Annotated in this window: 19 protein-coding genes; 12 read left to right on the forward strand and 7 right to left on the reverse strand. The window is 67.1% G+C overall.

Translation table 11 applies throughout. From position 1 onward, the window contains the following. Positions 1 to 143 precede the first annotated feature (143 nt). The 4 genes from H5T73_06430 to H5T73_06445 all read right to left on the reverse strand — a co-directional run bounded on the left by H5T73_06430 (position 144) and on the right by H5T73_06445 (position 8,648). Entirely contained in the window at positions 144 to 2,987 is a 2,844-nt protein-coding gene (locus H5T73_06430) for a glycosyltransferase (protein ID MBC7247397.1), read from the reverse strand. 459 nt (positions 2,988 to 3,446) lie between these two features. Further along, positions 3,447 to 5,594, reverse strand: a complete 2,148-nt coding sequence (locus tag H5T73_06435; protein ID MBC7247398.1) for a DUF362 domain-containing protein — start codon at positions 5,592 to 5,594, stop codon at positions 3,447 to 3,449. Positions 5,595 to 5,931: 337 nt separating this feature from the next. After that, a complete protein-coding gene (locus tag H5T73_06440) occupies positions 5,932 to 7,242 on the reverse strand; it encodes a hypothetical protein (GenBank protein ID MBC7247399.1) in 1,311 nt (436 codons plus the stop codon). 17 nt (positions 7,243 to 7,259) lie between these two features. Continuing rightward, positions 7,260 to 8,648: a HEAT repeat domain-containing protein gene (locus tag H5T73_06445; protein MBC7247400.1), complete on the reverse strand. Its 1,389-nt coding sequence runs from the start codon at positions 8,646 to 8,648 to the stop codon at positions 7,260 to 7,262. Between the two features lie 216 nt (positions 8,649 to 8,864). Here H5T73_06445 and H5T73_06450 point away from each other — a divergent pair, with 216 nt between their 5' ends. Further along, the gene (locus tag H5T73_06450; protein ID MBC7247401.1) at positions 8,865 to 9,746 is read left to right on the forward strand and encodes an amidohydrolase; all 882 of its coding nucleotides are present in this window, start codon (positions 8,865 to 8,867) and stop codon (positions 9,744 to 9,746) included. Between the two features lie 399 nt (positions 9,747 to 10,145). Then, on the forward strand, positions 10,146 to 11,285 hold the full coding sequence (locus H5T73_06455; GenBank protein MBC7247402.1) for a DUF3048 domain-containing protein: 1,140 nt from the start codon (positions 10,146 to 10,148) through the stop codon (positions 11,283 to 11,285). A gap of 243 nt (positions 11,286 to 11,528) precedes the next feature. On the opposite strand, the gene H5T73_06460 is transcribed toward H5T73_06455, so the two are convergent. Beyond that, positions 11,529 to 12,464 carry a carbon-nitrogen hydrolase family protein gene (locus H5T73_06460; protein ID MBC7247403.1) on the reverse strand — a complete coding sequence of 312 codons (936 nt, stop codon included), beginning with the start codon at positions 12,462 to 12,464 and terminating at the stop codon, positions 11,529 to 11,531. Between the two features lie 150 nt (positions 12,465 to 12,614). Further along, positions 12,615 to 13,322: an HAD-IA family hydrolase gene (locus H5T73_06465; GenBank protein MBC7247404.1), complete on the reverse strand. Its 708-nt coding sequence runs from the start codon at positions 13,320 to 13,322 to the stop codon at positions 12,615 to 12,617. Between the two features lie 370 nt (positions 13,323 to 13,692). Here H5T73_06465 and H5T73_06470 point away from each other — a divergent pair, with 370 nt between their 5' ends. The 7 genes from H5T73_06470 (at position 13,693) to H5T73_06500 (ending at position 20,005) form a co-directional block, all read left to right on the forward strand. Then, complete coding sequence (locus H5T73_06470) at positions 13,693 to 15,084, forward strand: Mur ligase family protein (protein ID MBC7247405.1); 1,392 nt, start codon at positions 13,693 to 13,695, stop codon at positions 15,082 to 15,084. 49 nt (positions 15,085 to 15,133) lie between these two features. Continuing rightward, positions 15,134 to 15,889: a glutamine amidotransferase gene (locus H5T73_06475; GenBank protein ID MBC7247406.1), complete on the forward strand. Its 756-nt coding sequence runs from the start codon at positions 15,134 to 15,136 to the stop codon at positions 15,887 to 15,889. Between the two features lie 24 nt (positions 15,890 to 15,913). Next, positions 15,914 to 17,143 carry an NAD(P)/FAD-dependent oxidoreductase gene (locus H5T73_06480; protein MBC7247407.1) on the forward strand — a complete coding sequence of 410 codons (1,230 nt, stop codon included), beginning with the start codon at positions 15,914 to 15,916 and terminating at the stop codon, positions 17,141 to 17,143. Between the two features lie 269 nt (positions 17,144 to 17,412). After that, on the forward strand, positions 17,413 to 17,610 hold the full coding sequence (locus H5T73_06485; GenBank protein ID MBC7247408.1) for a ferredoxin family protein: 198 nt from the start codon (positions 17,413 to 17,415) through the stop codon (positions 17,608 to 17,610). A 56-nt stretch (positions 17,611 to 17,666) separates the two neighbouring features. Then, positions 17,667 to 18,386 (forward strand): Crp/Fnr family transcriptional regulator, encoded by a 720-nt coding sequence (locus tag H5T73_06490; protein ID MBC7247409.1) that lies wholly within the window; start codon positions 17,667 to 17,669, stop codon positions 18,384 to 18,386. A gap of 271 nt (positions 18,387 to 18,657) precedes the next feature. Beyond that, entirely contained in the window at positions 18,658 to 18,915 is a 258-nt protein-coding gene (locus H5T73_06495; protein ID MBC7247410.1) for a glutaredoxin family protein, read from the forward strand. 64 nt (positions 18,916 to 18,979) lie between these two features. Next, positions 18,980 to 20,005, forward strand: a complete 1,026-nt coding sequence (locus H5T73_06500) for a hypothetical protein (protein ID MBC7247411.1) — start codon at positions 18,980 to 18,982, stop codon at positions 20,003 to 20,005. Positions 20,006 to 20,346: 341 nt separating this feature from the next. Here the strand turns inward: H5T73_06500 and H5T73_06505 are convergent, their stop codons facing one another. Continuing rightward, a complete protein-coding gene (locus tag H5T73_06505; GenBank protein ID MBC7247412.1) occupies positions 20,347 to 21,417 on the reverse strand; it encodes a hypothetical protein in 1,071 nt (356 codons plus the stop codon). A gap of 487 nt (positions 21,418 to 21,904) precedes the next feature. Here H5T73_06505 and H5T73_06510 point away from each other — a divergent pair, with 487 nt between their 5' ends. From H5T73_06510 to H5T73_06520, 3 genes are all read left to right on the forward strand, one after another. Beyond that, positions 21,905 to 24,007 (forward strand): vitamin B12-dependent ribonucleotide reductase, encoded by a 2,103-nt coding sequence (locus H5T73_06510; protein ID MBC7247413.1) that lies wholly within the window; start codon positions 21,905 to 21,907, stop codon positions 24,005 to 24,007. Positions 24,008 to 24,044: 37 nt separating this feature from the next. After that, on the forward strand, positions 24,045 to 24,893 hold the full coding sequence (locus tag H5T73_06515) for a hypothetical protein (GenBank protein ID MBC7247414.1): 849 nt from the start codon (positions 24,045 to 24,047) through the stop codon (positions 24,891 to 24,893). 191 nt (positions 24,894 to 25,084) lie between these two features. Continuing rightward, on the forward strand, positions 25,085 to 25,774 hold the full coding sequence (locus H5T73_06520) for a response regulator transcription factor (GenBank protein MBC7247415.1): 690 nt from the start codon (positions 25,085 to 25,087) through the stop codon (positions 25,772 to 25,774). Positions 25,775 to 25,822 lie beyond the last annotated feature (48 nt).

A 25,822-nucleotide genomic window follows, 5' to 3' on the forward strand; every position in this document is an offset into this window, starting at 1 on the left:
CGCTCCCACACGCGGGAAACACGATGCGGCGCGCTTGCGTCGCGTTCAGGCATGGGAGCGATATCCCTCGGAAAAGGGCGGCTCTGGGTACCCCTTGCACGGGTGAGGCGAAAGGCGGGCGACGGCGAGCGGTGCCGGGTCCTTCATGACGACCAGGGGGACCCGTGGACGGGGTTGCGCAGGAGGCAGGCAGTGGCGCCGGCGGTCATCGCCAGTGCCTCCCGCGGACCTATGCTGGATTGCCCGTGGCGCCGCGGACGCATCTCCACCGCGATCTCGCTCACGCGATGTCCGGCCCGCGAGAGGAGCAACAGCCAGTAGGTTTCCGGATAACGCCGTGAAGCGCGGGAGGCGAGGAAGCTCATTGCCGCGCGGGAGTAAGCCTGGAAGCCGGAGGTGGGATCGCTGAAGGCACGGCGCGTGGCCGCTCTCAAGACGAGGCGGAAGTAAGCCATCCCCATGCGGCGGGGGAGAGATGTCCCTCCTCCGGAAGCGTTCCGGCCTTTCCCGTCCAGGAAACGCGAGCCTATCGCCACCTCCGCCTCGCCCCTCACGAGCGGTTCCAGCAGGGCGGGGATGCAGGCCGGCGGGTGCTGACCGTCACCGTCGAGACGCACCGCAAAGCGGTAGCCCCTGTACCAGGCGTAGGAGAGACCGCGGCGCATCATCTCCCCGATGCCGCGGTTACTGCTGGACCTGAGGACCGCGGCTCCAGCCGCGTAGGCCTTCCCGGAGGTACCGTCGCACGAGCCGTCGTCGAGAACCAGGACATCCACCTCCCCATACATCCACTTGATCTCCTGGACCAGCCGTCCCACGTTCTCCGCCTCGTTGTAGGCGGGTACGAGGAGCAGCGTCTCCTCGAGGACAGCATCCATGTCGCGCCCCTCGCCCTCCCCGCCGCCCGCGCGGGGCCCTTTGAGCCAGGCCTCCCCGAAGAGCGAAAGGGGGCCTTCCGCGCCCCCGTCGCATACGTCCTCTCCCGCACCGCTCCCGCCGGGCCTTCCTCCTGAACGGCCCCCGCAGCCCTCCTTACGGCCGAATGCCACTCCGCCTTCCTTGCCCCCTTCTCCCCTGCCGTGGAGACCTCCGCCATCGGCGCCGCGAGGGAACCCGCCGGGGCCCGTTTCTCCACCACCGCGTGGAAAGAGGGGTCCGCGGCGGCAGAGGTCCCAGAAGCATGCGGCCACGGCCAGCGCCAGCAGGGCATATGCGGCACCCAGGGGCACTGCGGCGCCGCATGGCCCGCTTGCAACGCCACGGTAGCCCTCACTCGCCAGCACCACGTACCGTCCCTCTCTTGCCACTATCTTCCAGCCGGGCGGACCTTCCGGCAAAGCGCCTGCCAGCGGGGCGGCTCCCCGTATAGCGGTTCCCCCCGGAGCAGCTCCCGTGGCGCCTCCTCCACGGACATCCCCCTGCGGGAAGGGCACTCGCGACGACCCGCCCGCCCCGCCTATCACCGCCAGGTCCGCGCCGCCAAGGCCCTCCAGGAGGCCGACCTCCTCCCCCGGCTGCACCTCGTGGAACATGCCGCGCGTCGCGTACCTTCCGGTCATGGCGTAAATGAGGTCACCGAGTCTTCCGTCGAGGACGAAGACGACGTCGCCCTGCCGGCTGTTTTCCTGCACGGCGCACATCAGGGCCTCGTTCTCCCGCCCGAAGATTTCCTGGTCCGCTCCCGGCTGCCTGCCCGCCTCCTCCAGGCCCGTGAGCACCAGGAGGGAGGTGGGCGCGAGTTCCAGGCGCAGGGAATCACTTTTTTCCACCGGGAGGCCCGCAAACGGCGCCCCATCCGCGCCGATGGGCGGCCGCGGGTTACCCGCAGCGAACGGCGCCCCGTCCAGGGGCGGACGCGCCGTCTCCCGCGCCGCCGGCGCGCTCCCCGGCAATGCCCACGCCCGCGCCCCCGCGCCGCCCGCGTTCCTGGTCGTGAGCACGGGGTCCACCAGGAGGAGGAGCATCGCCGCGCCGACGGTGAGAAGGACGACCGCCGCGCGGGAGGAGGTGGCGGCGGCGCTGCGGCGCTCAAGGGCGCCGTGCAGGACCGCGCAGAGCCGGTCCAGCGCCACCGCGCCCAGCATGGCCAGGGGCAGGAAGGCATGTCCCTCCCAGAAACGGTTGGAGTAGAAGAAGGCTATGGGCACCATGGAGAGCAGGTAGGAGGGCAACAGGTAGTAAGTGCCTTTCCTGCGGTAGCAGACCACTGCTCCCGCCAGCGCCGCCAGCCACGCCAGTACGTGCACGACGAGGGCTCCGCCCCCGCCAGGCTCCGAGAAGTGCAGGCTGGATAGGTTGGTAATGATTACCAGGCCCCAGGGAAGGTACAGGAGGTAGGCGAGCGCCAGCGTGGCCGTTATCCTCTTCCAGTATCGCCGCCTGTGCGCGAGATACACGACGAGCGCCAGCGCCGCCAGGTGCCCCAGCACCAGGTGGGCGTAGAGGCACATGGCGAGGAGCAGGCCTGCGGCGAGGGGCCGGTCTTTCTCCAGGGCCAGGAAGAGCAGGGGCGTCAGCACCAGGACCAGCGAGGCGGCGACGGTGATCCCCGTCTGCCAGAAGAAGGCGTAAGGAACGCACAGGAAGAGCAGGGAGAAGAAGGCGGCGCGCGCGCCGAAAAGCCGGCGCATCATCCACCAGGCGGCGAACATGATGAGGGGAAACATGACCAGGCAGACCAGGGTGGCTACGGCCTCCTGCGAGAGCCCCAGGTCCTGCAGCAGGGACATGCTCACGTGCAGCAGGGGCGGGTAGAGGTGGGGCCTGCCCTCGGGGGCGTAGTCCCAGAAATCCCACGTGGTCACGCCTCCCGCCTCCCGGAACCCCCGCGTGACCGCCATGTGGTAGGGGATGTCCAGGAAAACGGGATACATGGATACGTTCACCAGTATGAGTACGAGAAAGAGGAGCAGGAGTGCCGCGGAGGCCAGGTCCCAGCCATCCCGCCCCTTCAGCCACTCCCTGAATCCCGCGAGCCTTGCCCTCAAGATCTACCTCCCTTTCTCAGCCCCCATTCTTTCCGCTTCCCGCATATATCGCTTTCTCTTGCCCTATCTTCGCCCCCAGCGGTTAACGCTCCCTTGTGAAAATGTAAAGAAAGGATTAAGGATGTGATCGCCCTTTGGCGCAGGCGGCCCGGCCGCCGGAAGGAGGACGGATACGCACCCACCCAGCCCGGGGAACTACAGGGTCGGTCGCAGCGAGGACGCCTTACCCAAGGTTTCGGATTAATGAGAAAGGCACGCGGCGCCGAGCGTGACCGTTACCCTGAGGCCCCGGGCCGGAAGAAGGACGGATACGCACCCACCCAGCCCGGGGAACTACAGGGTCGGTCGCAGCGAGCCTGCGAGCGAGACCGTTACCCGGCGGCCCGGCCGCCGGAAGAAGAACGCATACGCACACAACAGGCACAAGACGGCGCCCGACCCCCTGCGCCCGGGGCACGGTCAGCGGGGGAGGCGGAAGTACATGGGGCGCTCCGCCACCGTGGGCAGGGAGGTGTGCACGTGCACCGAGAGGTCCCTTCCCGGTCCCAGGAGGTGGTTGACGTTCACCGTGGTGCGGGAGTGGGGCGGAAGCCAGATGCGGTGGGGGGTGACCTCCCCCTGCGCTCCGTAGAAGGTGAGGTCGGCCGCCACCGCCTCCCCCTGCGGGTTCTGCAGGCACAGCCATTCCTCGAAGCCCTCCCGCGTGGTGCCCTCGGCGAAGTACCAGTCGCAGCGGGCCTCCCCCGTGCCCAGCACGCAGTGGCCGCCGGACCAGGAGCCGCGGTAGAGGAAGTACATGGGGCGCTCCGCCACCGTGGGCAGGGAGGTGTGCACGTGCACCGAGAGGTCCCTTCCCGGTCCCAGGAGGTGGTTGACGTTCACCGTGGTGCGGGAGTGGGGCGGAAGCCAGATGCGGTGGGGGGTGACCTCCCCCTGCGCTCCGTAGAAGGTGAGGTCGGCCGCCACCGCCTCCCCCTGCGGGTTCTGCAGGCACAGCCATTCCTCGAAGCCCTCCCGCGTGGTGCCCTCGGCGAAGTACCAGTCGCAGCGGGCCTCCCCCGTGCCCAGCACGCAGTGGCCGCCGGACCAGTCCGCCAGCCACCTCATGTCGCGAAGGTGCACCGTAATGCGCGTCGGATCCAGGGTTACGTCATGCCCCCCGGCGGCGAGCACTCTCGCCGTGGACTCGAGCATGATGCGCAGGGCGTTGTAGGGATAGCCGGTGTTGCGCGTGCCGTCATGGTAAGGATTGGTATTCTCACCGAAGGGGGTATCCGGATCATGCCTCCCGTAGCCGCTCACCGGGAGGAGGACGTGCTTGGCGGCGTACCAGTCCAGGGCCACGGGGTCCGTCCCCGCCAGCAGGATGTCGGTGCGCACCGCCTTGGAGTAGGGGCCCGCCGGGCCGTCGGGATGGGAGGGGCTCACCCAGATGGCGTCCAGTATGTTCAGGCAGGGATAGATGACCTCGTTCATCATCCTTCCCATGAAACCGTTGAAGATGAGGTCGTGATGGACGTTGGTGGTCATGTGGATGCTGGGCACGCCCATGAAGTTCTTCAGGCAGGCGGTGACCCCCGTCGCGTTGTGCGACTTCAGGACGGGAACGTTGATGAGCTTCATCCTGCTCTTGTCGTAGCCGCTCCCGGTCCAGATGCCGTGACGCAGGGAGACGCAGGTGCCCCTCCCGGTGATGAACTTGGGGTAGGAGACGTTGTTGCCCAGGTTCACGTAGCCCTGCCGGAAGTCGCCTACGTCGAACTCTCCCACCAGGTTGTCGGTGAAGGACCACCAGCTCGAGGCGGAGACGCGGGAGGGGTCCCCGAAGGAATCCACCACCGCCCGGAAGGACTGGCGGGTGTCCTCGGCATTGTTCCTGACCTGGTCGTAATCCGGCCCCCCCTCGCAGTTCTCCACCACCACCACCTCGCCGGTGAAGCCGTCCGGATGCTCCAGGACGGCGGCGATCAACCCCTTCACCACGTCGGTATTGGTCATCCCCCTCTGGTCAAAGGCCGCGTTGACCTTGATGAGCACCACGTCGTCGCGGGCGATGAGCCCGCCCGGCCCCGCGCCGTTCCCGTACCTGTCGCTGCGGTAGAGGAAAAGCCCGCCCTCGCCCATGTAATGCACCAGGGCGTCCACGCCCGGATGGTGAGAGCTCCCCGGCACGGGCCGCGGGACGTGGTTGACCACGAAGATGTCGTGCGCCGTGGAGGGATCCGCCGCCTGCCAGGTCGCGGGGAGGAGGGAGGCGGCACGCACCCGCGCCTCGGCGACGTCCGGGAGAGAGGCCACTGCTCTCGCCGGCGCCTGTCCGCCCAGCGAGAGCGGCAGCACGGCCAGGAAGAGCAGCAGCAGTGGCACCGCCCGCGCCCTGCAATTCAGCGTCCGCCTGAAGGACGCCGCGCACCAGGCCCCTCCCAGCGCGAGCAACCATCCCGAATGGACCATGGCCGCCTGCTGGCACGGGTAACGCAGGCGCGAGGGCTTGCGCCCGCTCCTGATGACAAGCCACAGGAGGCAGAGGAAGGAGAAGAGCGGGTAGGTGATCCCTGCCAGTAAGCTTCCGGTGGATCTCCGCGGCGACCTCCGGGGCGTGCTCATCGGCGCACCATGCGGCGAGCCCAGCGGCATTCGCACGTGCCGCCGCCCCGCGGCTTCCGCGACCTTTCCCTTCCCGCCACACGCGTCATCCATGGGCACCGTTCCGCGCGCCGGGGAGTCGCCTTCAAAGGCGGGCTCACGATCGGGCTTTCAACCCGGCTCCACAACCGGGCCTTACGATCCGTCCCTGCGCCATCCCCCGTGTCTTCCAGTATAGCAATCCCCGATCCCGGGCGCAGCGGCACGGAAACGCCCGGCGCAGCACCGCGGACACGTGCCGCCGACACGGAACGGAGCGGCCGGGGAATACGCGTGAAGGAGCGCACGGCGCCTGCACTCAAACACCGTACCTCAAGAAGGCGGTAACGGCGCTTGCCTGGCGGAACCACAACTGCGTGAGGAGGGCGTAGGCGTAGAGGAGGGCGCCCTGTCCCCGCAGTATGCCGAGCTCATGCCGCGCGGTGAAGACGGCCCCCGCGCCCACCAACCCCGGATAAAGGCTGGAGACGACGAGAAAGGCGGCGAAGGGCGGCCATCCCACCTTACCCAGCGCGAAGAAGGCCACGGTGACGACATAGCAGAACAAGCCGAGGATAGGCATCAGGTTCACCAGAAGCCAGAAGGCGGGAAGCTGCACCATCCCCAGGTAACCGTACCCCGGCCTGAAGAGCATGTCCCTTCCCGACCACATGGCCTCGACCACCCCCTTGCGCAGGCGGCTGTATCCCCGGAAGTGCTCACGCCAGCTGCGGGGGAAAGGCCTCCGCAACGTTACCCGGGGCAGCAGGGCGAAGCGGTAGGGCTTCTTCTCGCCACGCATCAGGCGGTGGAGGCGCACGGCCATGTCCATCTCCGCCTCGAGCGTGGCAGACCCCGCGCGGAACCCCCCCGCCTTCAGGAGGTCTTCCCTGCGGTATATCACCAGTGAACCGGACATGACGGGGGGTCCACCGAGGGAGGGGGCACCGGCCAGGTAGCCCAGCTGCATGCGCAGGGATTCCATGAAGGAGAACCTCGCCATGCGACCGGGCGGCAGAAGGTGATCCTCCTCCATCTCCGAGGGAACCTCCACCCCCATGGCCGCGACCGTCTCCTCCCCGCCCTCCATGAAGGGCTTCACCAGGCACAACAAGGCGTCCTCCTCCAGGTAAGGTTCCCCGTCGAGGACGGCGAAGAGCGGGTAGCGGGCCAGGTTCAAGGCAAGGTTCAGGAAAGAGCTGCCGTCCCCTTCCGCCACGACGAGGAGGAGGCGACGGTCCCCGCTCTGGTAGATCTCCCGCGGTTCCGGCGAGGCCGTGAAACGCCTGAACACCCTGTCCAGCCGTCGGAGGTAATAAGCCTCCACTATGGCCTCCAGCCTCTCGTCATCCCCGTGGGCGGCAATGATGAGCTCCAGCTGGGGGAAGCGCTGGCCCAGCAGGTGGTCGATCCACTGCACCGCGTCTCCCTCTACCGCGCTGAGGTCGCCGACCAGCGTGACCGGGGGCACCAGGGTGCTGCGCGTGAGGCGGTGTGCCTCCTCGAGGTATCCCATCTTATTCCATCTCAGGGCCGACCTGTATCCCAGGGCCAGGTGAAGAAGGTGGGTGCTGTAGATGAAGAAATAATACGCGACGGCGACATAGACCAGCAGATGGTAGACGCTCACCTGTCTCCTCGCTCGCGCTACGGAACCTTCCCGCCCGTCTCCTCCCGGCCCGGCTGGTCGCCTCTCGCACCCTCTCGACCCGCTTCCTCACGGCCCGGTTCCTCGGGCTGACCCTCTCCTCGCTCGCCCTTTCCCGCGCCGTCACCGTTCCCCTGCGAGGCGGCGAAACCCGCGACCTTCTTCCTCACCGTATCCAGCAGGGGATGCTCGACGCCCTCGAGAAGGGAAAGGAACCCCGCCACCACGGACCTCTCCCGGGAACGGAGGATGAAATCCGCGATGCAGCCCACCCGCCCCATCTCCGCCATGCGCCGCACGGCCCGTCCCCTGTCGAGATCGAGGTTTCCTTCCCTCATCTCCGTGGCCGCCATCTCCACCAGCCCGGCTTCTTCCAGGGCCTGCGCGGCGGTTTCGCGCGCGAACCTGTCCCCATCCCACAGGGCTTCCTGCAGCGCACGTTCACCCGCCTCACCCAACTCCTGCAGGGCCGCGGCGGCGTTCTGCCTCACCCACCAGGAAGCGTCGCGCAGGGCCGCGGCCAGCGCCGTCGCGTCCTCCCCGTTCCCTAAAAGGCCCAGCGCCTTCGCAGCCTGGCAGCGCACCTCCCAGGCCTCGTCCCGCAGGGCTTCCCGCAGCGCGGGGCGAGACACGTGATGCCTCAGCCTGCCCAGGGAGGAGGCGGCACGGGCACGCACGTCGACCTCGGGATCGCGCAACGCTTCCTCCAGCAGCGACGCCTCCTCGTTCCCTCCCACCGTGCCCGCCACCTCGGCGGCGAAAGCACGGCACGCCGCGTTCTCGTCCCGCAGCAGCTCGCAAAGGACCAGGTGGCATTCGTCACCCATCTCCTCCATTGCCTCGGCCACCTTCTCCCACGCCCAGCGGTCGCTCGCGCCCAGCACCTCGCACATGGCCTTGAGGGCGGGCAGCGTCCCCATCCTGCCCAGCGCGAAGAGGGCCGCCTCCCTCACCTCCTCCCTGGGGTCGGTGAGCAGTTCCTTGAGGGGGGCGACGGCCTCGGGGTCCCCTATCCTTCCCAGGCGGCGGGCGGCCTGCGACCTCCGGGACTTCGAGCGGGAGCGGAGCTGGCGCAATCTCTTCTCCGCGTATCCCCTGGTGCGGTAGACCTGTATCACCTTTTCCTTCCATTCCCCTTCCGCCTCGTCACCCATTCTCAGGAGAACCTCCTCGAGGGCTACCTCGTCCGGCTCCGGCAGCAGCGAGCGCATGGCTTCCTCGGGGCTCAGCTTGGGCAGGGCGGCATAGAGGATGGTCTCGTAGTTGCGCATGGTCTCGAGCCTGCGCGCCCTCCTGTAGATGCCGATGATGCGCACCAGGAGGTAGAAAGCGGTGGCCGCCAGGGCGATGACGATGAGGAGCAGGAGGTAAAAGAGTATCACTCCCATGCGTTCACCTGTCCCGCCCTTCTCGCTTATCCCGAAACGTCATTCCCCGGCCGCTCGTTACCTGCTCGTTATATTATAATGATCTCCGCCCGCTCATGCGGCAACGAGGCTTCCACGGCGGGCCAGGGGGCGGGAGGCGCCGGACGGGCACAAGGGAGCAAGGGAAGCGAATACGGGGGCGCCGGGTCCTCGCACGGTATGGCAAGGACAAAGGGAATGCAGACATCAGAGCAGTCGGGAAGGGGAGGCGGGATGATCATCGACGCGCACACGCACCTGTTCCCCGACCGCGCCCGGCTGCGTCCCTCTTCACTCCCGGAGGATGAGGTCGCCTTCCGGCTCATGTTCGCGAGCGGCGGGCAGCGCATGGTCTCTCCAGGGGAGATGCTGGAGGAGATGGACGCGGCAGGGGTGCGCGCGGCGGTGATCTGCCCCTTTCCCTGGACCACCCCCGCCTGCTGCGCGGAGAACAACGACCACGTGCTGGCGGCGGCCCGCTCCCACCCCGGACGCTTCATCCCCTTCGCGGTGGTTAACCCCGCGCGCGGAAACGAGGCCCTGGCCGAGGCCAGGCGCTGCCTGGAGGCGGGGGCGCGCGGCCTTGGCGAGCTGCACGCCCAGCCCCAGGGATTCGACCCCCTCGACGAGTCCCTGCTTGCTCCCCTGGTGAGGCTGGCCATGGAATACGACGTCCCCCTGCTCATCCACGTGAACGAGCCGGTAGGCCACGTCTATCCCGGCAAGGGCCCCGTGACCCCGGAGGTGATCTACCGCTTCGTGCTCACCTTCCCGGAGGTGAAGCTCCTGCTGCCGCACTGGGGCGGCGGCCTCCCCTTCTACGAGATGATGCCGGAGGTGGCGGAGGCCTGCCGCAACGTGTGGTACGACACCGCCGCCTCCCCCTTCCTTTACCATCCCCGCATCTTCCGCCTGGCCTCCGCGGCGGCGGGGGGCCACAAGGTCCTCTTCGGGACGGATTACCCGCTGCTCCCTTACCCGCGCACCCTCGCGGACGCCGCGGAGGGGCTGGGTGACGATCCCGCGCGCGAGGCGGTCATGGGCGGCAACGCAGCGCGCCTCTTCGCCCTGGAGCCCTGAGGCCGGGCCGCGGAGGCTGCTCTGTCCATCCCCCGGGCGAACCTGCCGATACATGCAAGGGCGGTCGCATGGCAAGGGCGCTCGCATCAAGTGCGGTCGCACGCGATATCGCGAGGGGAGGCTGCGGCGGGAGGTCGCGAAAGGCCGCGACGGCGAAGGACGCGCAAGCGGGGAGGAGAGGGTAAAGGCATGACAGCAGGAAGGGTTTGCGAAAGTCGCGTGGGGGGAGTAAAGGCATGACGGCAGGAAGGGGTTGCGAAAGTCGCGTAAATGTTGGAAGGTAACATGCGGCGGACGTGCGGGATGTACGACGGATCGGCAGGCCCGCGGAAGGAGGCGGGCGGCACGGGGATGAAGGATGGATATGGAATGAGGCACACAAGGGAAGGAGAGCAGACGATGTACGCGTTGAACTCGGCACACCGCAGGCTGCGGGCGCGCAAACGGCCGCGCCCATCGCTGCCGGCATACATCCTCGTCCCGGTCCTCGTCCTGGCGATGGTCATCACCGTGGTGGGGTGCTCGGCGGCGAAGCCCGCGCAGGACGACCAACCTGTTCCCGAGCCGGAAAAGCCCGCCGTCAACCCGCTCACCGGCGAGGTGGTGTCATCGTGGGAGGTGGTGATGAGGCGGCCGCTGGCGGTGAAGGTGGAGAACGACCCCAAGGCCAGGCCGCAGAGCGGCATCGTGGACGCCGACCTGGTCTTCGAGGAACTGGTGGAGGGCGGTGTCACCCGCTTCATCTGCATCTTCCTCTCCAGGGACCCGCAGGTCATCGGGCCCACCAGGAGCGCCAGGCCTTCGGACATCGACATCGTCTCCTTCCTCGACCCCCTGCTCATCTGCAGCGGGGGAGCTCCGCAGGTGATGTCCTTGGTCAGGGCCTCGGGGCTGAAGTACATCGAGGAGGACGGCTCCCATTTCTGGCGGGACCGCTCCCGCCGGGCGCCCCATAACCTCTATACCAGCAGCGAGCTGCTGCGGCGCTTCCTCGCGGAAAGCGGGGACGATTACCACGAGCTTCCGGAAAGCGGGCTGGTCTTCGCGGAGCCGGCGGCGAAAGAGGAGGGCGCCACAGGGGAAGATCCCGCCGGCGGGGAGGGCGGCGCGGAAGGAGGGAGCGTCATGGTCTCCCCCGCCACCACCATCGAGATACCCTACAAGGCCCCGGCCTGTGTCGCCTCCTACCAGTACGATGCGGCGAGCGACACCTACCTGCACTCCATCAGCGGTTCCCCGCACACGGACCTCACCACCGGAAGGAGGGTGGCCCCGCGTAACGTCATAGTGCAGTTCGTGACCACGAGCGGCAGCGGCATCCGCGACGTCACTGGCTCCGAAACCCCAAACATGCAGGTCATCGGGAGCGGGAAATGCCTGGTCTTCTGCGGAGGAGAGGTGCACCACGGCACCTGGAAGAAGGCCAACCGGTCGTCCCCCACCCTCTTCCTTGACGAGAAGGGGAACCTCATCCCCCTGCGACCGGGACAGACCTGGATCCACCTGGTGACGGAGTCCATAGGCGCGAACTACAAGTGAAGGACGGGGTGAAGGAAAGCGAGTAAGGGGAGGCAGGGCAAGCGCGGTGGGGAAAGGGGCAGGGGCAGGTCGTGCTCCCCTTTCGGCACATCTCGCAGCGTGCCTCAAGCATGGCCCGGCAGGCATAAGACATGTTCACAAGACATGTTCGCACCGGAGGAAACCCCCGGCATATCGGCATGTAGAATACGCATAAACCCCCATAAGGAAATACAGGTAAACCGGAAGGGCCAAGCCCGCGCTTCAGGGTATGCGCAGCCTGCCGGAGCGCCTGCAGCGACGGTAGTACCACACTCCGTGCAGGTTCTGGTAGGACCAGGCGAGGCGTATCAACCAGGGCAGGCGCGGGATCCAGAAGCCGTCCGGAGGATCTTCGACGGGAGCCAGGCGCCCGGGCTGCACCTCGGCCACGGCGATGCCCTCCCCCTCCTCCCGCGACAACCCCGCCAGCACCTCGCCGGTCGCGTCCACCACCATGGTCTCGCCAAGGTAAAAGGAGCGGTAGGGCAGGCCGGGTAAGAGCGGCATGCGCGCGACGAAATCCCCGGCATGCGCCGCGTGTACCACCGGCACCCCCAGCATGCGCGCCATGCGCACCGGCGTCTCGCGCATGATTTCCAGGTTGCGGCGGTGGGCGCTCTTCTTGCCGGGAAGGGGTATGGCGCGGTCCGGCACCGTCCACCAGCAGGAGCCCCCCACCAGGAGGTCCACCCTGTCCCTCAGCCTGCGCACCGTGCGCGTGCGCACCAGCTCCCAGCACAAGGCGACCCCCACCGGCCCCAGCGGGGTCTCCAGGATACCGTCGTCCTTTCCGCCGAGGTAGTAGCAGTTTTCCCACATGGTAGGCTGGTCCTTCTCGTGCACGGCGTAGCCGCCGTCAGGGAAGGCGAGCACGAAAGCGTTGTAATTATCGCCGCCCCGCGAGGCGATGAAGGAGCCTCCCACGTAACCGCCGTGCCGCCGTGCAGCGCCCCGCAGCATCTCCAGCGCCGGTCCCTCGAAGGGAAGGGCGGCGCGTAGCATGTCGGGATGGAAGGCCACCCCGCTGGTGAAGAACTCCGGGAGGATGACCATCTCGCATCCCCGCGCGAATGCCTCGTCCACCAGCGCGGCGGCACGCTCCAGGTTGTGCTCCACGTCGGCCAGGCGCGCCTTCATCTGCACTGCGGCAACCTTCATCCTGCGTTTCCCCCTCCTTCTCATGCAGACCAGAACCACCGCTCAAGGCAGGACCGGCGCCGTTGCCGATCTCGCCCTCCTTTTTTCTTCCTCCCTCGCCCGGTCCCGCCCGCGCGAAGGATACCGGCCATATCCTCCACGGGTCGAGATTCACGCGAAGCCGCCAGAGAGCAGGAGATCCGGCAGCTCCTCGAGGCTCGTTATCACCGCGCAGTCCGGCTTGTCGGCCAGACCCCAGCGGTCGAGGAGCACGGGGTGGATGCCCGCCGCGCGCGCCCCGAGCACGTCCGCGTAATAGTGGTCGCCCACGTGCACCGCCTCCCGCGGCCGCAACCCGAGGCGGTCCAGTGCTGCCTGGAAGATGGAGGCCTCGGGCTTGATGCGCCCCAGGTTGGCGGAGCTGATGACGAACTCCAGGTAGCGGCTGAGGCCCAGGTGGTGGCAGAGGCCCGGGAGGCGCACGTCCCAATTGGAAATTATTCCCATATGCATGCCCATCTCCCGCAGCCTTTCCATGGCGGGGATGACATCGGGGTAGAGGGCCCAGCGCTCCCCCTTGCCGAACTCGTCGTAGAGCTCCCTTCCCAGGGCGGGAGGCGAGGCTACGCCCACCTCCTCCACCGCCAGGGCGTACATCTCGCTCCACATGGCCGCCGCCTCTTCCTCCGACGCCCAGAAGGTGTCGTCGGCCCAGTAGCGCTCCTCGTAGTAGCGCTCCGCCCTCTCCAGGCCCTTCCTCACCGCCTCGAGGGGCGGGTGGTAACCGTGCCCGGCGAGGACCTCCGCGCACACCTCCTCCACGGAGGGATGCGGCAGGAGCAACGTGTTCCCGGCGTCGAAGAACACCGCCCTGATCACGGTATCTTTCCTTCCCGTTTGCTCGTCCCCACAAGGATCTTCACAAGGCGATTGTAACAGGAAACGCCGACGCCCGTGGTCCCCGCTGCCACCGGTGCCGTCCTTTCCCGTGCTCTCCCCGCCACATCCCCGGACTTTACCTTCAGCTCCGCCGCTTCCCCACAGGCTTCCCGCCCGCTTTTCGCCTTGCCGTCCACTTCCTTTCGGCTTCCTTATCACCTACATGTCGCCTACTTTCCGCTTCCTTGTTGCTTGCTTTCCGCTTCCTTGCCGCCTCCTTCCCTCCTCCTTTCCGCCTCCTTGCCTCCTCCCCGCCGCCTTCTTTTCGCCTCCCCATCACTTCCGCCCCGCGAACCTATACAATGGTGGCATGAAACTGCGACTTGCGGCCGCGGTGGCGGCGGGAAAGGCGACCACCTGGATCTCGCGTCGCCTGGGAATGGGGGCGGGCTCCAACTTCCCGGGCCGGGTCATGCTGCGCCTGGACCCGCATGCCCCCGAGGAGATGGCCTCCCGCCTTCCCCGCGGGTGCGTGCTGGTCAGCGGCACCAACGGCAAGACCACCACCTCCAACCTCCTTGCGGCCATGCTGCGCGAGGGCGGGATGCGCCCCGTGCACAACCGCGTGGGAGCCAACCTCATCACCGGCATCACCGCCGCCCTGGCCCAGGCCTCGGACCTGGCGGGGAACCCGCGCGGGGACATCGGCCTCTTCGAGGTGGACGAGGCCACCCTCCCCGCCGCCGTCGCCCGCCTGCGCCCTCGCCTGGTAATAATCACCAACCTGTTCCGCGACCAGCTGGACCGCTACGGCGAGCTGGAGACGCTGGCGCGCAAGATGGACGGCGCCCTGGGTGCGCTCGCCCCCGACGCCGCCGTCCTCCTCAACGCCGACGATCCCCTGGTGGCCTCGCTGGGAAGGGAAAGCCGCGCTTCCCTGCATTACTACGGCATAGAATGCGAGGAGGTCACCGAGACCTCCTTGCGCCACGCCGCCGATTCCAAGCACTGCCGCACCTGCGGGACGGCGCTGACCTTCTCGGCGCATTACTTCGCTCACATGGGAAAATATCGCTGCCCGCGCTGCGGCTCCACGCGCCCCCAGGCGAGCTTCACCGCCTTGCGCGTGAGGCCGCGGGGAAGTGCGGGAAGCGAGGTCCTGCTCTCCACGCCGCAATGGGAGGTGGACCTGCACCTCGGCCTCCCCGGCCTCTATAACGTGCACAACCTGCTGGCCGCCGCGGGAGGGGCCTGCCTCCTCGGCCTGGGCCGGGAAGAGGTGGAAAAGGGGGTCGCGGGCTACGCCACCGCCTTCGGCAGGGGGGAGCGCATCCCCGTTGACGGGCGCGAGCTCTTCCTGGTGCTCTCCAAGAACCCCACGGGGTTCAACGAGGTCATCCGCACCCTCAAGGGGGAGGGAACGGGGCTGGTGGTGCTGGCGGCCCTGAACGACCGCATAGCCGACGGGCGCGACGTCTCCTGGATATGGGACGTGGACTTCGAGGAGCTGGCACCCCTGCCCCGCTGCCTGGTAGCCACGGGGACCCGCGCTCACGACATGGCCCTGCGCATGAAGTACGCCGGGCTGGATCCCTCCCGCCTCGAAGTGCGCGGCGACCTCAAGGAGGCCCTGCGAACCGCCCTGGGAAGGGCGCGGGAAGGGGAGACCGTGTACGCCCTCACCACCTACACCGCCACCCTGGACCTGCGCCGCCTCCTCTCCCGCATGGGGGCGGCTCCCGCGCTCTGGGAGGGGAGGTGAGGACGTGAAGGGCCTCGACCTGCGCATCTGCCATCTCTACCCGGAGCTCATGAACATATACGGCGACCGGGGCAACGTCATCGCCCTGGTACGGCGCTGCGCGTGGCGGGGCATCGAGGTCACGGTTACCGCCCTGAGCCTGGGCGATCCCCTCGATCCCGAGCGTTACGACCTCTTCTTTATCGGCGGCGGCCAGGACCGCGAGCAGATGCTGGTCTGCGAGGACCTTTCCGCCGAGAAGGGCGCGGCCCTGCGGCAGGCGGTTGAGGGCGGCGCCGCCCTGCTCTCCATCTGCGGCGGCTACCAGTTGCTGGGGAAGAGTTTCCTCACCTGGACGGGAGAGTACCTGCCCGGCATCTCGCTCTTCGACGCGGAGACGGTGGGAGGCGACACCCGTTTCATCGGCAACGTGGCCGTGCATTGCGAGCTCTCGGGGGCCGAGGGAGAGCTGGTGGGGTTCGAGAACCATTCCGGGCGTACCCGCCTGGGTCCGGGATGCCAGCCGCTGGGCAAGGTCATCCGCGGTCACGGCAACAACGGCGAGGACGGGACGGAGGGCTGCGTTTACCGCAACGCCATCGGCACCTACCTGCACGGCTCCCTTCTCCCCAAGAACCCCCGCCTGGCGGACTGGCTCCTCCTGCACGCCCTGCGGAGGCGGCACGGGCTGGAGGCGCTGCCGCCCCTCGACGACGCCCTGGAGGAGGCCGCCCACCGCGCCGCCCTCGACCTGGTGCGCCGGGAGAGGAGCACGGCCGGCGGGTCCTGGAAGATACGGTCACCATGGCGGAAAGGGAAGTCCTGACGGGAAAGGGAAAAGGAGCTTGGCATGCGTTACCTGATCATCGGCAACGGGGGGGCGGGAGTACGCGCCGCCCAGGTCATCCGCGAGCGCGATCCCGAGGGCGACATCACCTTGGTGGACAGGGAGCCCTATCCCTGCTACTACCGCATGCGCCTGCCGGATTACATCAGCGGGTGGAGAAAACGCGACTTCGTCTTCCTGGTCTCGAAGGACTTCTACCGCGAGAAGCGCATCCGTTTCATGGCTGAGGAGAGCGTGACCGCGCTGCGGCCCGATCGGCACGAGGCGGTCCTCTCTTCCGGCGAGGCTCTGCCCTACGACCGGCTGCTCATAGCCTCCGGGGCCCGCCCGCGGGAGCTCGCCGTACCGGGCGCCGATCTCGACGGCGTGGTTTACCTGCGCACCCTCGAGCAGGCGGAGGACATCATCCGCCGCGGCCGGGAGGCCCGGTGCGCCGTGGCCCTGGGGGGCGGGCTGCTGGGAGTGGAGCTGGCACGGTCCTTCAACGAGATGGGGCTGGAGACCCACTATCTCATCCGCGAGGACCGCTTCTGGCCCCAGATGCTGGATGCCGCCGGCTCGGCCCTGGTGGAAAGGGTGCTCGCGGAGAAGGGCATCGTATTGCACAAGGAGGAGGGGATCGAGGAGGTGCGGGGGAAGGATGGCCTGGTACGCGGCGTGCTCACCACCTCGGGCGGGGAACTGGAGGCCGACATGGTTGGGGTGGCCATCGGCGTGGTCTCCAACCTCGAGTTCCTGGAGGGCAGCGGGGTGGAGAGCGACCGCGGGGTCATCGTCGACGACCGCCTGCGCTCCAGCCTCCCCGACATCTACGCCGCCGGCGACGTGGCGCAAGCCCTGGACGTCGCCTCCGGCGAGCACCGCGTGGTCACCTCTTGGCTCAACGCCCAGCGGCAGGGGGAGGTGGCGGGGACCAACATGAGCGGAGGAGACGCGGCCCTGGAAGGGGTGGTGCCCTACAACGTCATCGTCATCTACAAGCTGCCGGTGGCCTGCATCGGGCTGGACCTGCCGCCCGACGAGGAGGGCTACGAGATCCTCACCGGGGACTATCCCAGGGACGGGAAATACCGCAAGCTGGTGCTGCGTGACGGCGTCCTGGTGGGCGCCACCTTCATCGGGGACATAGGCGAGGCGAGGTCCGCGGAGGAGCTCATCCGCAAGCGCGCCGACCTCTCTCCCTGGCGCGACCGCCTCTTCCGGGAGGACTTCAACCTTCGCCAGATCGCCTGACCCTCCGCTTTTGTTCTTCCCGAGGGAAGCACCTCTGGGCCGCCCCCCGTCGTAGCCTTGAACCCGGGGGTATTAAGGCCCAGGGGGGTGTTACGACGCAAAGCCGGTCCGGGCTTCCGTGCCCTGCGACAGCCACAAGGGTCTTCCCCGCTGCAGGCCCGGAGGCAGGGAGAAAGTGATTTTCCTGTTGCCTGGCCATCCTCTCTGTGCTATAGAATATGAGGAGTTCGGGCCCTGGAAAAAACGAGGTTAGAGAAGGAGGAGTTTTCATGGGAGAGCCAAGCGACAAGAGGCCGGTCATCGACGAGGACGAGTGCACGGGTTGCGGGCTGTGCGTGGACGAGTGCCCCAACGACGTTCTTGAGCTAAACGACGACGACGTGGCCTTCGTGGCGCGTCCCGAGGATTGCGACGGCTGCGGCACCTGCGCCGAGGAGTGCCCCTCCGAGGCCATCTCCATGGAGTAAGCGCGGAAAACCGCAGCGGGGAGCAACTGCTCCCCTTTTTTCCTCTAAGGTAAAAAATGGAAGAGAAGAAGAACGGGTCCTCCAGGGTAAACATCTTCTGGAAAATCCCCATGTTCGAGTTCCTGGAGGCGGAGGAGCTGGACCGCCTTTACTCGCTCTGCACCACCGAGACCTTCCCCAAGGGCGAGTACATCTTCCTCGAATGCGACCCCCCACGCAAGCTCTACGTGGTGGTCAAGGGCGAGGTGAAGCTGCTCAAGCAGACCGAGGACGGCAGGGAGATGATCGTCGAGATGGCCTACCCGGGGGAGATCTTCGGGGAGGAGGCCATCTTCGACGGGCAGCCCTACCCCATGACGGCGCAGGCGCTGGACGACGTGGAGGTGCTGAGCATCTCCCGCAGCGACTTCTTCGCCTTCCTGCGCGACAACCCCGACCTCGCCCTGGAGATCATCACGGAGCTCGGGACGCGCCTGCGGGAGGCGCAGAACACCATCCGCGCCCTGGCCATGGAAAGGGTGGAGTGGCGCATCGCGCGCGTGCTGCTCATGCTGTCGCGCAAGGCGGGGACGGCGGGAAAGGACGGGGTGAGCATAGACCTGCCCCTCACCCGCCAGGACATCGCGGACATGGCCGCCACCACGGTGGAGACCGCCATCAGGGTGCTCTCCAACTTCAAGAAACTGGGCCTTGTGGACACGGACAAGGGCCGGATCGTCCTCCGGGACAGGAAGAAGCTGGAGGACATGGTGAGCGAGGGCTGCTCCCAGGGTTGAGCAGCGCCGCAAGTGACGTAAGGGCCGCCGTCACTGGCCTGCCCTCCCGTATGGCCCCGGACCTCAAGACCGCTTCCCGGAAATCCCGTCTCGCCGACGGCACGGGACGTGCCTGCGAGCCCCCGCGCATCCCCTGAGCAAGGTCATGGTGGCCCCGCGGCGATGCGCGTATGCTGTGGCCGAAGTCGTCGGAAGCCCGCGCGTATCTTGCCCGGGGCGGAACGTGCCCGAGATGGGACACATCCGAGATAGAACGAAGGAGGAGGCTCGCATGACGGAGGTCAGACTGTATTCCACCCCCACCTGCCCGTACTGCCGCATGGCCAAGGATTTCCTGGAGAAGGAGGGAGTGCCCTTCACCGTGGTGGATGTCTCGCAGGACGAGAAGGCCGCCAGGGAGATGGTGGACAGGAGCGGGCAGATGGGCGTGCCCGTCATGGAGGTGGAGAACACCATCATCGTGGGCTTCGACCGCGGCGCCTACCGCAAGGCGCTGTCCGACGCCGGGCTCCTATCCCCGGGGTCGTAGCCGGCCGCCAGGTGCAAGGCCCGCCCGAAAACGGTAAAAAGAGGGGAAAGGGAAGGAAAGACTCTTGGGAGCGCAGAACCCCCTGTGCATCGACATACCCCTGGCCACCACGGCCATGGGCATCCTGCCCCACCGCGATCCCGAAAGGGCGCTCGACCTGGCCTTCTCCCTGGACATCCCCTTCTGGCCCCACCTCCCCAACATCTCCTATTCCGAGGACACCTACGTGCTCACGGTTCGCGGCATGCCGGGAACGACGGTGGATCACGAGGGCCTGCGCATCCTCTTCGACGAGGACGCTTTCTACGCCGGGCTGGACGATTACCTGTCGCTCGAGCCTCACGCCGACGTCTTCGCGGTGGACCCGGACGAGTCGGCCACCTACGCGGGTTTCCTCGAGCGGGCTTCCGCGGAATACCCAGCCCTGCGCGGCCAGTTCATGGGCCCCATCTCCCTGTGCCTCATGGTGAGGGACGCCGAGGGAAAGCCCATCATCTACCGCGACGACGCCCGCGAGGTGGCCGTGCGCCACGTGGCCTCGCGCGTCAACCGCCAGCTGCGAGACCTGCGGGAGATCAATCCGCGCTCCTTCGTGTGGGTGGACGAGCCCGGGCTGGAGTTCCTCTTCACCGGCATCACCGGCTACCCGGCCGAGCGCGCCCGCGGCGACCTCGCCCTGTTCCTCTCCCTGCTGGAAGGGCCACGCGGGGTGCACCTCTGCGGCAATCCCGACTGGGATTTCCTGCTGCAGTCGGACGTGGACCTCATCTCCCTCGACGCCTACAACAACCGCGACATCCTCGTGGGCTACGGCCCCGGCATCGCCCGCCTCTTCGCGCGCGGCGGCGGCGTCGCCTGGGGGGCGGTCCCCACCCACAGCGAGCTGCTCGCGAACGAAAGCCCGCGCGGCCTCGCCGACCGCCTGTCGGTGATATGGGAGAAACTGGAAGGAGAGGGTCTGGACAGGGATGCCGTGGCGGGCGCTTCCCTGCTCACCCCCGCCACCTGCTGCCTGGTGAATCCGGACCTCACCGCCACCGTGGAGAAGGCCTTCGCCATGCTTAAAGAGGTACGTGAGCTACTCTTATAGGTAAATCTGGAATACGAACGTTATCTTGAAACTTCAGGTGAGCCCATTTCGCGACACGATCTAATGCTTTGTACCCTTCTCTTTCTTAGCGCTTCTCTGTTGTCGATTCTTGGGCTTCCACGCTATGCGCCAAAAGTAGAGGTTGCCTAGAAAAGTCCTTTCCGCATTGGGCCTCGGCCTGTCATCGGGGACCATGGTGAAGCGTTCTTTGGGCATGGCCTTGCCTTTCCTTGCCCGGTTTTCTGGTCAGTCTCCCTCGTGGATACCAATCGATACGGATAATCCAAGGGGTCGCGAAGGGCGGGGCGGGGAACCGGCCGGCGTCCTGGCCTGGAAGAGCGTCAGCGGGGCCTGACCTCCACCTCCAGGACCCCGTCCTCGTGGTACTGCCAGTCGACGCTCGAGTCAACCGACATCCCCATCTCGTAAAAACCCTGGGCGATCCCCACGAGCATGAGGGGCAGGGCAGCGTTCTCCACCCGCACGTGCATGCCGCGCCTCTTCACGACGAGCTCCGTGAGATTGCCCAGCCCCCGCAGGGCGAGCCGCTCCCTGAAATTCTCCTCCCCCGCCACGGCGTCCGCAAGGCCGAAGAAACCGCTCCGGGTGAAGCGACGCTGCGCCTCCACCACGGCACGGGGTATGATATCCCCCAGCTCCGACTCCAGCTCATCGAAGACGGGTTGGATGAGGGCGTTTCCCTGGATGCACATGCGCCTCCCCGTTTCCCTGTCTACGATCACTCCCCTGTCGGGATACCACGCGAACCCGGACAGGGCCCTGGGACCACCGCAGGATGCGCACTTCTCCAGCTCCGTGCCTCCCTCCCGGTGCTCGTAAGGTTCGAAGTGCAGCCTCCCCTTCAACTCATCGGGGTGCGGGGAGGGGAAGGTGGTGATGTGGTAAAGCCCGGGGGAGACCTCCTCGTAGGAATAACCTTGGTCGACCCCGGTCAGGGCCTCTATGGCACCTACGTGGGCGGCTACGCAGAAGGGCAGGGAATACGGTTCGCTTATGCTCACCGTGTCGTAGTCCTGGTCGTCTCCCTCGAAACGCATATCCACCCTCTCGTACCTCCCGGTGCCGTTCAACGCCCCGAGTTCCCGGAAGGCCGCCTCGATGGGTTCGTAGTCCATCTCCCTCCGCGCTATCTTCTCCCGCACCTCCCCGGGGACGAAGGCCCTGAGGTACACGCGGTAAGCCCTGCGGGACGCGGCGATCACCATGCGCTCCAGCGGCACGCCGATTATCTCCTCTATGCCGCGGAACAGGGGGTCCAGGTTCTCCGTTTCCAGGAAGAGTATGCGGCTTCTCCGGTCCCTGGCCTGCACTATGTCGCCGTTGTTCAGCCAGAGCTGCTCGCCGGTTATAAGCCTTGGGACCCCGCATTCGGGGCATGATTCGATATTCATCGTTCCGCTACCTCGCCTTCCGCTTTCGCCGCTCGAAGCACCAAGCGATCACTACTGAACATCTATCGACAAAGTCGTGGCCGACTTTTAGCGCGGGCCTCCGGCGCGGGCCCTCGGCGCAGGCCTCGCATTCGCTGTTGCTCTCCGCCCAGCTTCACCGCCCTCGCCGCCTGGGCTGGAAAGCGAGCCTCCCTGACCGCTCCGCACGCTCCTCCCGCTAGTCTCGCGTTCGCGACGCACCATCCCGCCAAGCCGCGAGACAGGACCATGGAACGGGGGTGAAAGGGAAGACGGCGACCCTGGGCTCGCCCGCACGTGGATCACGACGCAACGTGACGTCGTCGCGTTGTCACGCCGCGTCGTAAAGGTCACCGGGGGCGGGTAAAATGAACGGGTAAGGAGTAGAAGAGAGGGCGACGCATTCCCCGCGAGCGGGGAGGGCGGCAGGCAGAGGCGCAAGGGACAGGAAAGGATGACGGAGATGTCCATGGAGATGATACGCAAGCGGGACGGCGCGGTGGTCCCCTTCGAGACGGAGAAGATCGCGGCCGCCATCCGCAAGGCGCTAGCGGCGGTGGGCGAGGGTGACCCCTCGCAGGCCGAGGCCCTCGCCGGGGAGGTCGTCGCCAGGCTGGAGCGGCGCTACGCGGGGGACGTCCCCACGGTGGAGGAGGTCCAGGACCTGGTGGAGGAGACCCTCATCGAGAAGGGACTTCCCCGCACCGCCAAGTCCTACATACTCTACCGGGAACGGCGCGCTGAGATACGCCGCACCAAGGATTTCCTTGGCGTCAAGGACGAGCTGAAGCTCACCGTCAACGCCGTCAACGTGCTCAAGAAACGCTACCTCCTCAAGGACGAGAGGGGCCAGGTGGTGGAGACCCCCGACCAGATGTTCCGCCGCGTGGCACGGGCGGTGGCGGCGGCCGAGTCCCTCTACGACCCGCAGGCCGACACCGTCGCCTGGGAGGAGGAGTTCTACCGCCTCATGGTCTCCCTGGAATTTCTTCCCAACTCGCCCACCCTCATGAACGCGGGCACCGAGGTGGGGCAGCTCTCCGCATGCTTCGTCCTCCCCGTGGAGGACTCCATCCCCGGCATCTTCGACGCGGTCAAGAACATGGCCCTGGTGCACAAGTCGGGAGGCGGGACGGGGTTCTCCTTCTCCCGCCTGCGCCCCAAGGGCGACGTGGTGCAGTCCACCATGGGCATCGCCTCGGGTCCCGTCTCCTTCATGCGCATCTTCGACGTCACCACGGAGATCATCCGCCAGGGAGGGCGGCGGCGGGGCGCGAACATGGGCATCCTGCGCTGCGATCACCCGGACATCCTGGACTTCATCACCGCCAAGGACCAGGAGGGCTTCCTCTCCAACTTCAACCTCTCCGTGGGCATCAGCGACGACTTCATGGAGGCCCTGGAGAAGGACGAGGTCTATTTCCTCCGCAACCCGCGCAGCGGGGCGGTGACCGGCACCCTGCACGCCCGCGACGTCTTTAACCTCATCGTCACCCAGGCCTGGCGCACCGGCGATCCCGGGCTGATCTTCCTGGACACCATCAACCGCTCCAACCCCACCCCTCACCTGGGGGAGATAGAATCCACCAATCCCTGCGGGGAGCAGCCCCTGCTGCCCTGGGAGAGCTGCAACCTGGGCTCCATCAACCTCAAGGCCATGGTGCGCGATGGAAGGTTGGACCGGGAGAGGCTCCGCCACGCCATCCACACCGCCGTGCGCTTCCTGGACGACGTCATCGACGTCAACCGCTGGCCTCTCCCGGAGACGGAGAAGGTGACCAGGGGCAACCGCAAGATAGGCCTGGGGGTCATGGGCTTCGCCGACGCCCTGCTCATGATGGGCATCCCCTACAATTCGGAGGAGGGGCTGCAGGCGGCGAAGGATATCGCCTCCTTCCTAGAGGAGGAATCCCACCTGGCCAGCTCGCGGCTGGCGGCGGAGCGGGGCAACTTCCCCAACTACGCGGGGTCGGTGTGGGAGAAGCGTGGCGTGCCCATGCGCAACGCCACCACGGTGACCATCGCCCCGACCGGCACCATCAGCATCATCGCCGGCTGCTCCTCGGGCATCGAGCCCATCTTCGCCATCGCCTTCGTGAGAAACGTCATCGAGGGCACCCAGCTCATGGAGGTCAACCCCGTCTTCGAGTCCGTGGCGCGGGAGAGGGGCTTCTACGGAAACGACCTCATGATGGACATCGCGCGCAGCGGGACCCTGCAGCACCTGGATGGCGTACCCGAGGACGTGAAGCGCGTCTTCGTCACCGCCTTCGACATCGCGCCCTCGTGGCACGTGCGCATGCAGGCGGCCTTCCAGGAGCACTGCGACAACGCGGTGTCCAAGACCGTCAACTTCCCCTCCGACGCCTCCATAGACGACATAGAGGAGGCCTACCTCCTTGCCTACCGCCTTGGATGCAAGGGGATAACCGTCTACCGCTACGGGAGCAAGCGCGAGCAGGTCCTCTACCTGGGAAGCGACTCCATGGTGAGGCTCCTGGAGAGGCCCGAGTACACCACCGCGGAGTCGGAGTACGCCGGCGGCTGCCCTACGCCCCTCTGTTTCTTCTGAGCAAGGGAGACGCGGTAAGAGGGGGCTGAACGCCGGCATGAAGCTCCTCGTCATCTACTGCGGCGGCCCGGTACCCTCCAGGCGCGACCCCTTCTCGGTGGCCTTCGACGACACCTTCGCCCTGCGCTTCCTGAGCCACCTGGTCAACGAGGAGGGGTACTGCAACGGCTGCGGCGTTCTCTGCGACCACTGCCGCGACACCTACGGGATCGACTTCTCCGGCGACATCGTGGACATCCTGCAGCTGCCGCCCGTTCTCCCCTATTATCTCGATGATCCGCTGGAGCTCCTGGGGAAAACGCTCCCTCCCCACGAGGCGACGGTGGCGGTGAACGTCCACCAGGAAGTCCTTCTCTCCCTGCCCGCGGCAGCCGCGGAGGCCGGCTCCCGCGTGCTCATCGTTCCCTCCGAGGCACCGGGATGGGTGGGGCGCTGGGTGCGCGGCCAGGTGAGGAAGGCCTGTCGCGAGCTCGGGGTGGGTTGCGCCTTCCCCAAGCCCTTCTGCTCCCTGGCCCCCGGGATACATCCCGCCGTGGACGAGTTCATGGACCATTTCCGCGTCGGCCGGCCCAGCCTGGAGCTGGTCATGGGGGAGGGTTACATCCGGGAGGCGCGGGTGCTGCGCAGCGCCCCCTGCGGCAACACCTACTACGTCGCCTTCAACCTCAAGGGGGCCCCGGCGGACCCCACGGTGGCGGAGACGGTGGCCAAGTACTGGCACAGCTTTCCCTGCGTGGCCTCCATGGAGATGGACGGCGAACTCGGGGAGACGGTCCTGCACGTGGGAGGGTTCATGCATTACCGCGCCGTGCAGGAGGCCCTGGCCGCTGTGGGGGTAGCGGTGGAGCTCCCCACATCCCCCGCCCTGGCGCGCCTCGGGGCGTGAGCCGCGGTCACGGCGGCCCGGCTTGATTGCGCAGAGGGACGCTCTATGGGAAAATATGGTCGGCCCGTGAAGGAGCTGCACGGCGGGCTAAACAAGGCCTGCGCGCTTACCGAGATATTGTATGGACGCGTTCGGTGCGCGGCACGCGGACGGAGAAGCGGTAAGCGGTAGAGAGCTAGCGAGGTGCCTGCATGGCGGAGAAGACGATACTCATCGCCGATGACGACCCCAACATCCGCCGCCTCATCGCGGAGCTCATGGCGTCGGAGGGCTACAGGGTGCTCACCGCCGAGGACGGCGAGGAGGCCATGCGCATCTGCGAGGAGGAGCATCCCGACCTCATCATCCTGGACATCATCATGCCCAAGGTGGACGGCATGGAGGTCTGCCGGCGCCTGCGCGACGAGACCGCGGCCCCCATCATCTTCCTGACCGCCAAGGACGACATAACCGACTTGGTGAGCGGGCTGGCCATCGGGGGCGACGACTACATCACCAAGCCCTTCAAGGGGGCGGAGCTCATCGCCCGCGTCAAGGCGGCGTTGCGCCGGGCGGACATGGTGCGCGACTCCACGGATAAGGAGGAATACGTCTCCATCGGCGGGCTGGAGATAGACCGCAGGAGGCGCGAGGTGTCCCTGGACGACCGGCCGGTCGAGCTGACCCAGACGGAATTCGACCTCCTGTGGCTCCTGGCCAGCCACCGCGGCACCGTCTTCTCGCGCAAGGACATCGTGAAGGCGCTGTGGGGCTACGATGACCCGGGCATCTCGCGGGCCATCGACACCCACATCGCGCGGCTGCGCAAGAAGATCGAGCGCGACTCATCCAACCCGGAGTTCATCAAGACGGTCACGGGCGTCGGCTACAAGTTCTTCTGAGCCGCTCACCGAGATGACGCCCGCTTAGCTTCGCCGCGTGAAACGCGA

The organism is Actinomycetota bacterium (genome assembly GCA_014360655.1).
GTDB lineage: Bacteria > Actinomycetota > Geothermincolia > Geothermincolales > RBG-13-55-18 > JACIXC01.

Excerpts from the sequence above, each read along its gene's own strand:
- H5T73_06435 (MBC7247398.1), bottom strand. The coding sequence starts at position 5,594 with ATGAGCACGCCCCGGAGGTCGCCGCGGAGATCCACCGGAAGCTTACTG.
- H5T73_06445 (MBC7247400.1), bottom strand. The coding sequence starts at position 8,648 with ATGGGAGTGATACTCTTTTACCTCCTGCTCCTCATCGTCATCGCCCTG.
- H5T73_06450 (MBC7247401.1), top strand. The coding sequence starts at position 8,865 with ATGCAGACATCAGAGCAGTCGGGAAGGGGAGGCGGGATGATCATCGAC.
- H5T73_06455 (MBC7247402.1), top strand. The coding sequence starts at position 10,146 with ATGTACGCGTTGAACTCGGCACACCGCAGGCTGCGGGCGCGCAAACGG.
- H5T73_06460 (MBC7247403.1), bottom strand. The coding sequence starts at position 12,464 with ATGAAGGTTGCCGCAGTGCAGATGAAGGCGCGCCTGGCCGACGTGGAG.
- H5T73_06470 (MBC7247405.1), top strand. The coding sequence starts at position 13,693 with ATGAAACTGCGACTTGCGGCCGCGGTGGCGGCGGGAAAGGCGACCACC.
- H5T73_06475 (MBC7247406.1), top strand. The coding sequence starts at position 15,134 with ATGAACATATACGGCGACCGGGGCAACGTCATCGCCCTGGTACGGCGC.
- H5T73_06480 (MBC7247407.1), top strand. The coding sequence starts at position 15,914 with ATGCGTTACCTGATCATCGGCAACGGGGGGGCGGGAGTACGCGCCGCC.
- H5T73_06485 (MBC7247408.1), top strand. The coding sequence starts at position 17,413 with ATGGGAGAGCCAAGCGACAAGAGGCCGGTCATCGACGAGGACGAGTGC.
- H5T73_06490 (MBC7247409.1), top strand. The coding sequence starts at position 17,667 with ATGGAAGAGAAGAAGAACGGGTCCTCCAGGGTAAACATCTTCTGGAAA.
- H5T73_06495 (MBC7247410.1), top strand. The coding sequence starts at position 18,658 with ATGACGGAGGTCAGACTGTATTCCACCCCCACCTGCCCGTACTGCCGC.
- H5T73_06505 (MBC7247412.1), bottom strand. The coding sequence starts at position 21,417 with ATGAATATCGAATCATGCCCCGAATGCGGGGTCCCAAGGCTTATAACC.
- H5T73_06510 (MBC7247413.1), top strand. The coding sequence starts at position 21,905 with ATGGAGATGATACGCAAGCGGGACGGCGCGGTGGTCCCCTTCGAGACG.
- H5T73_06515 (MBC7247414.1), top strand. The coding sequence starts at position 24,045 with ATGAAGCTCCTCGTCATCTACTGCGGCGGCCCGGTACCCTCCAGGCGC.
- H5T73_06520 (MBC7247415.1), top strand. The coding sequence starts at position 25,085 with ATGGCGGAGAAGACGATACTCATCGCCGATGACGACCCCAACATCCGC.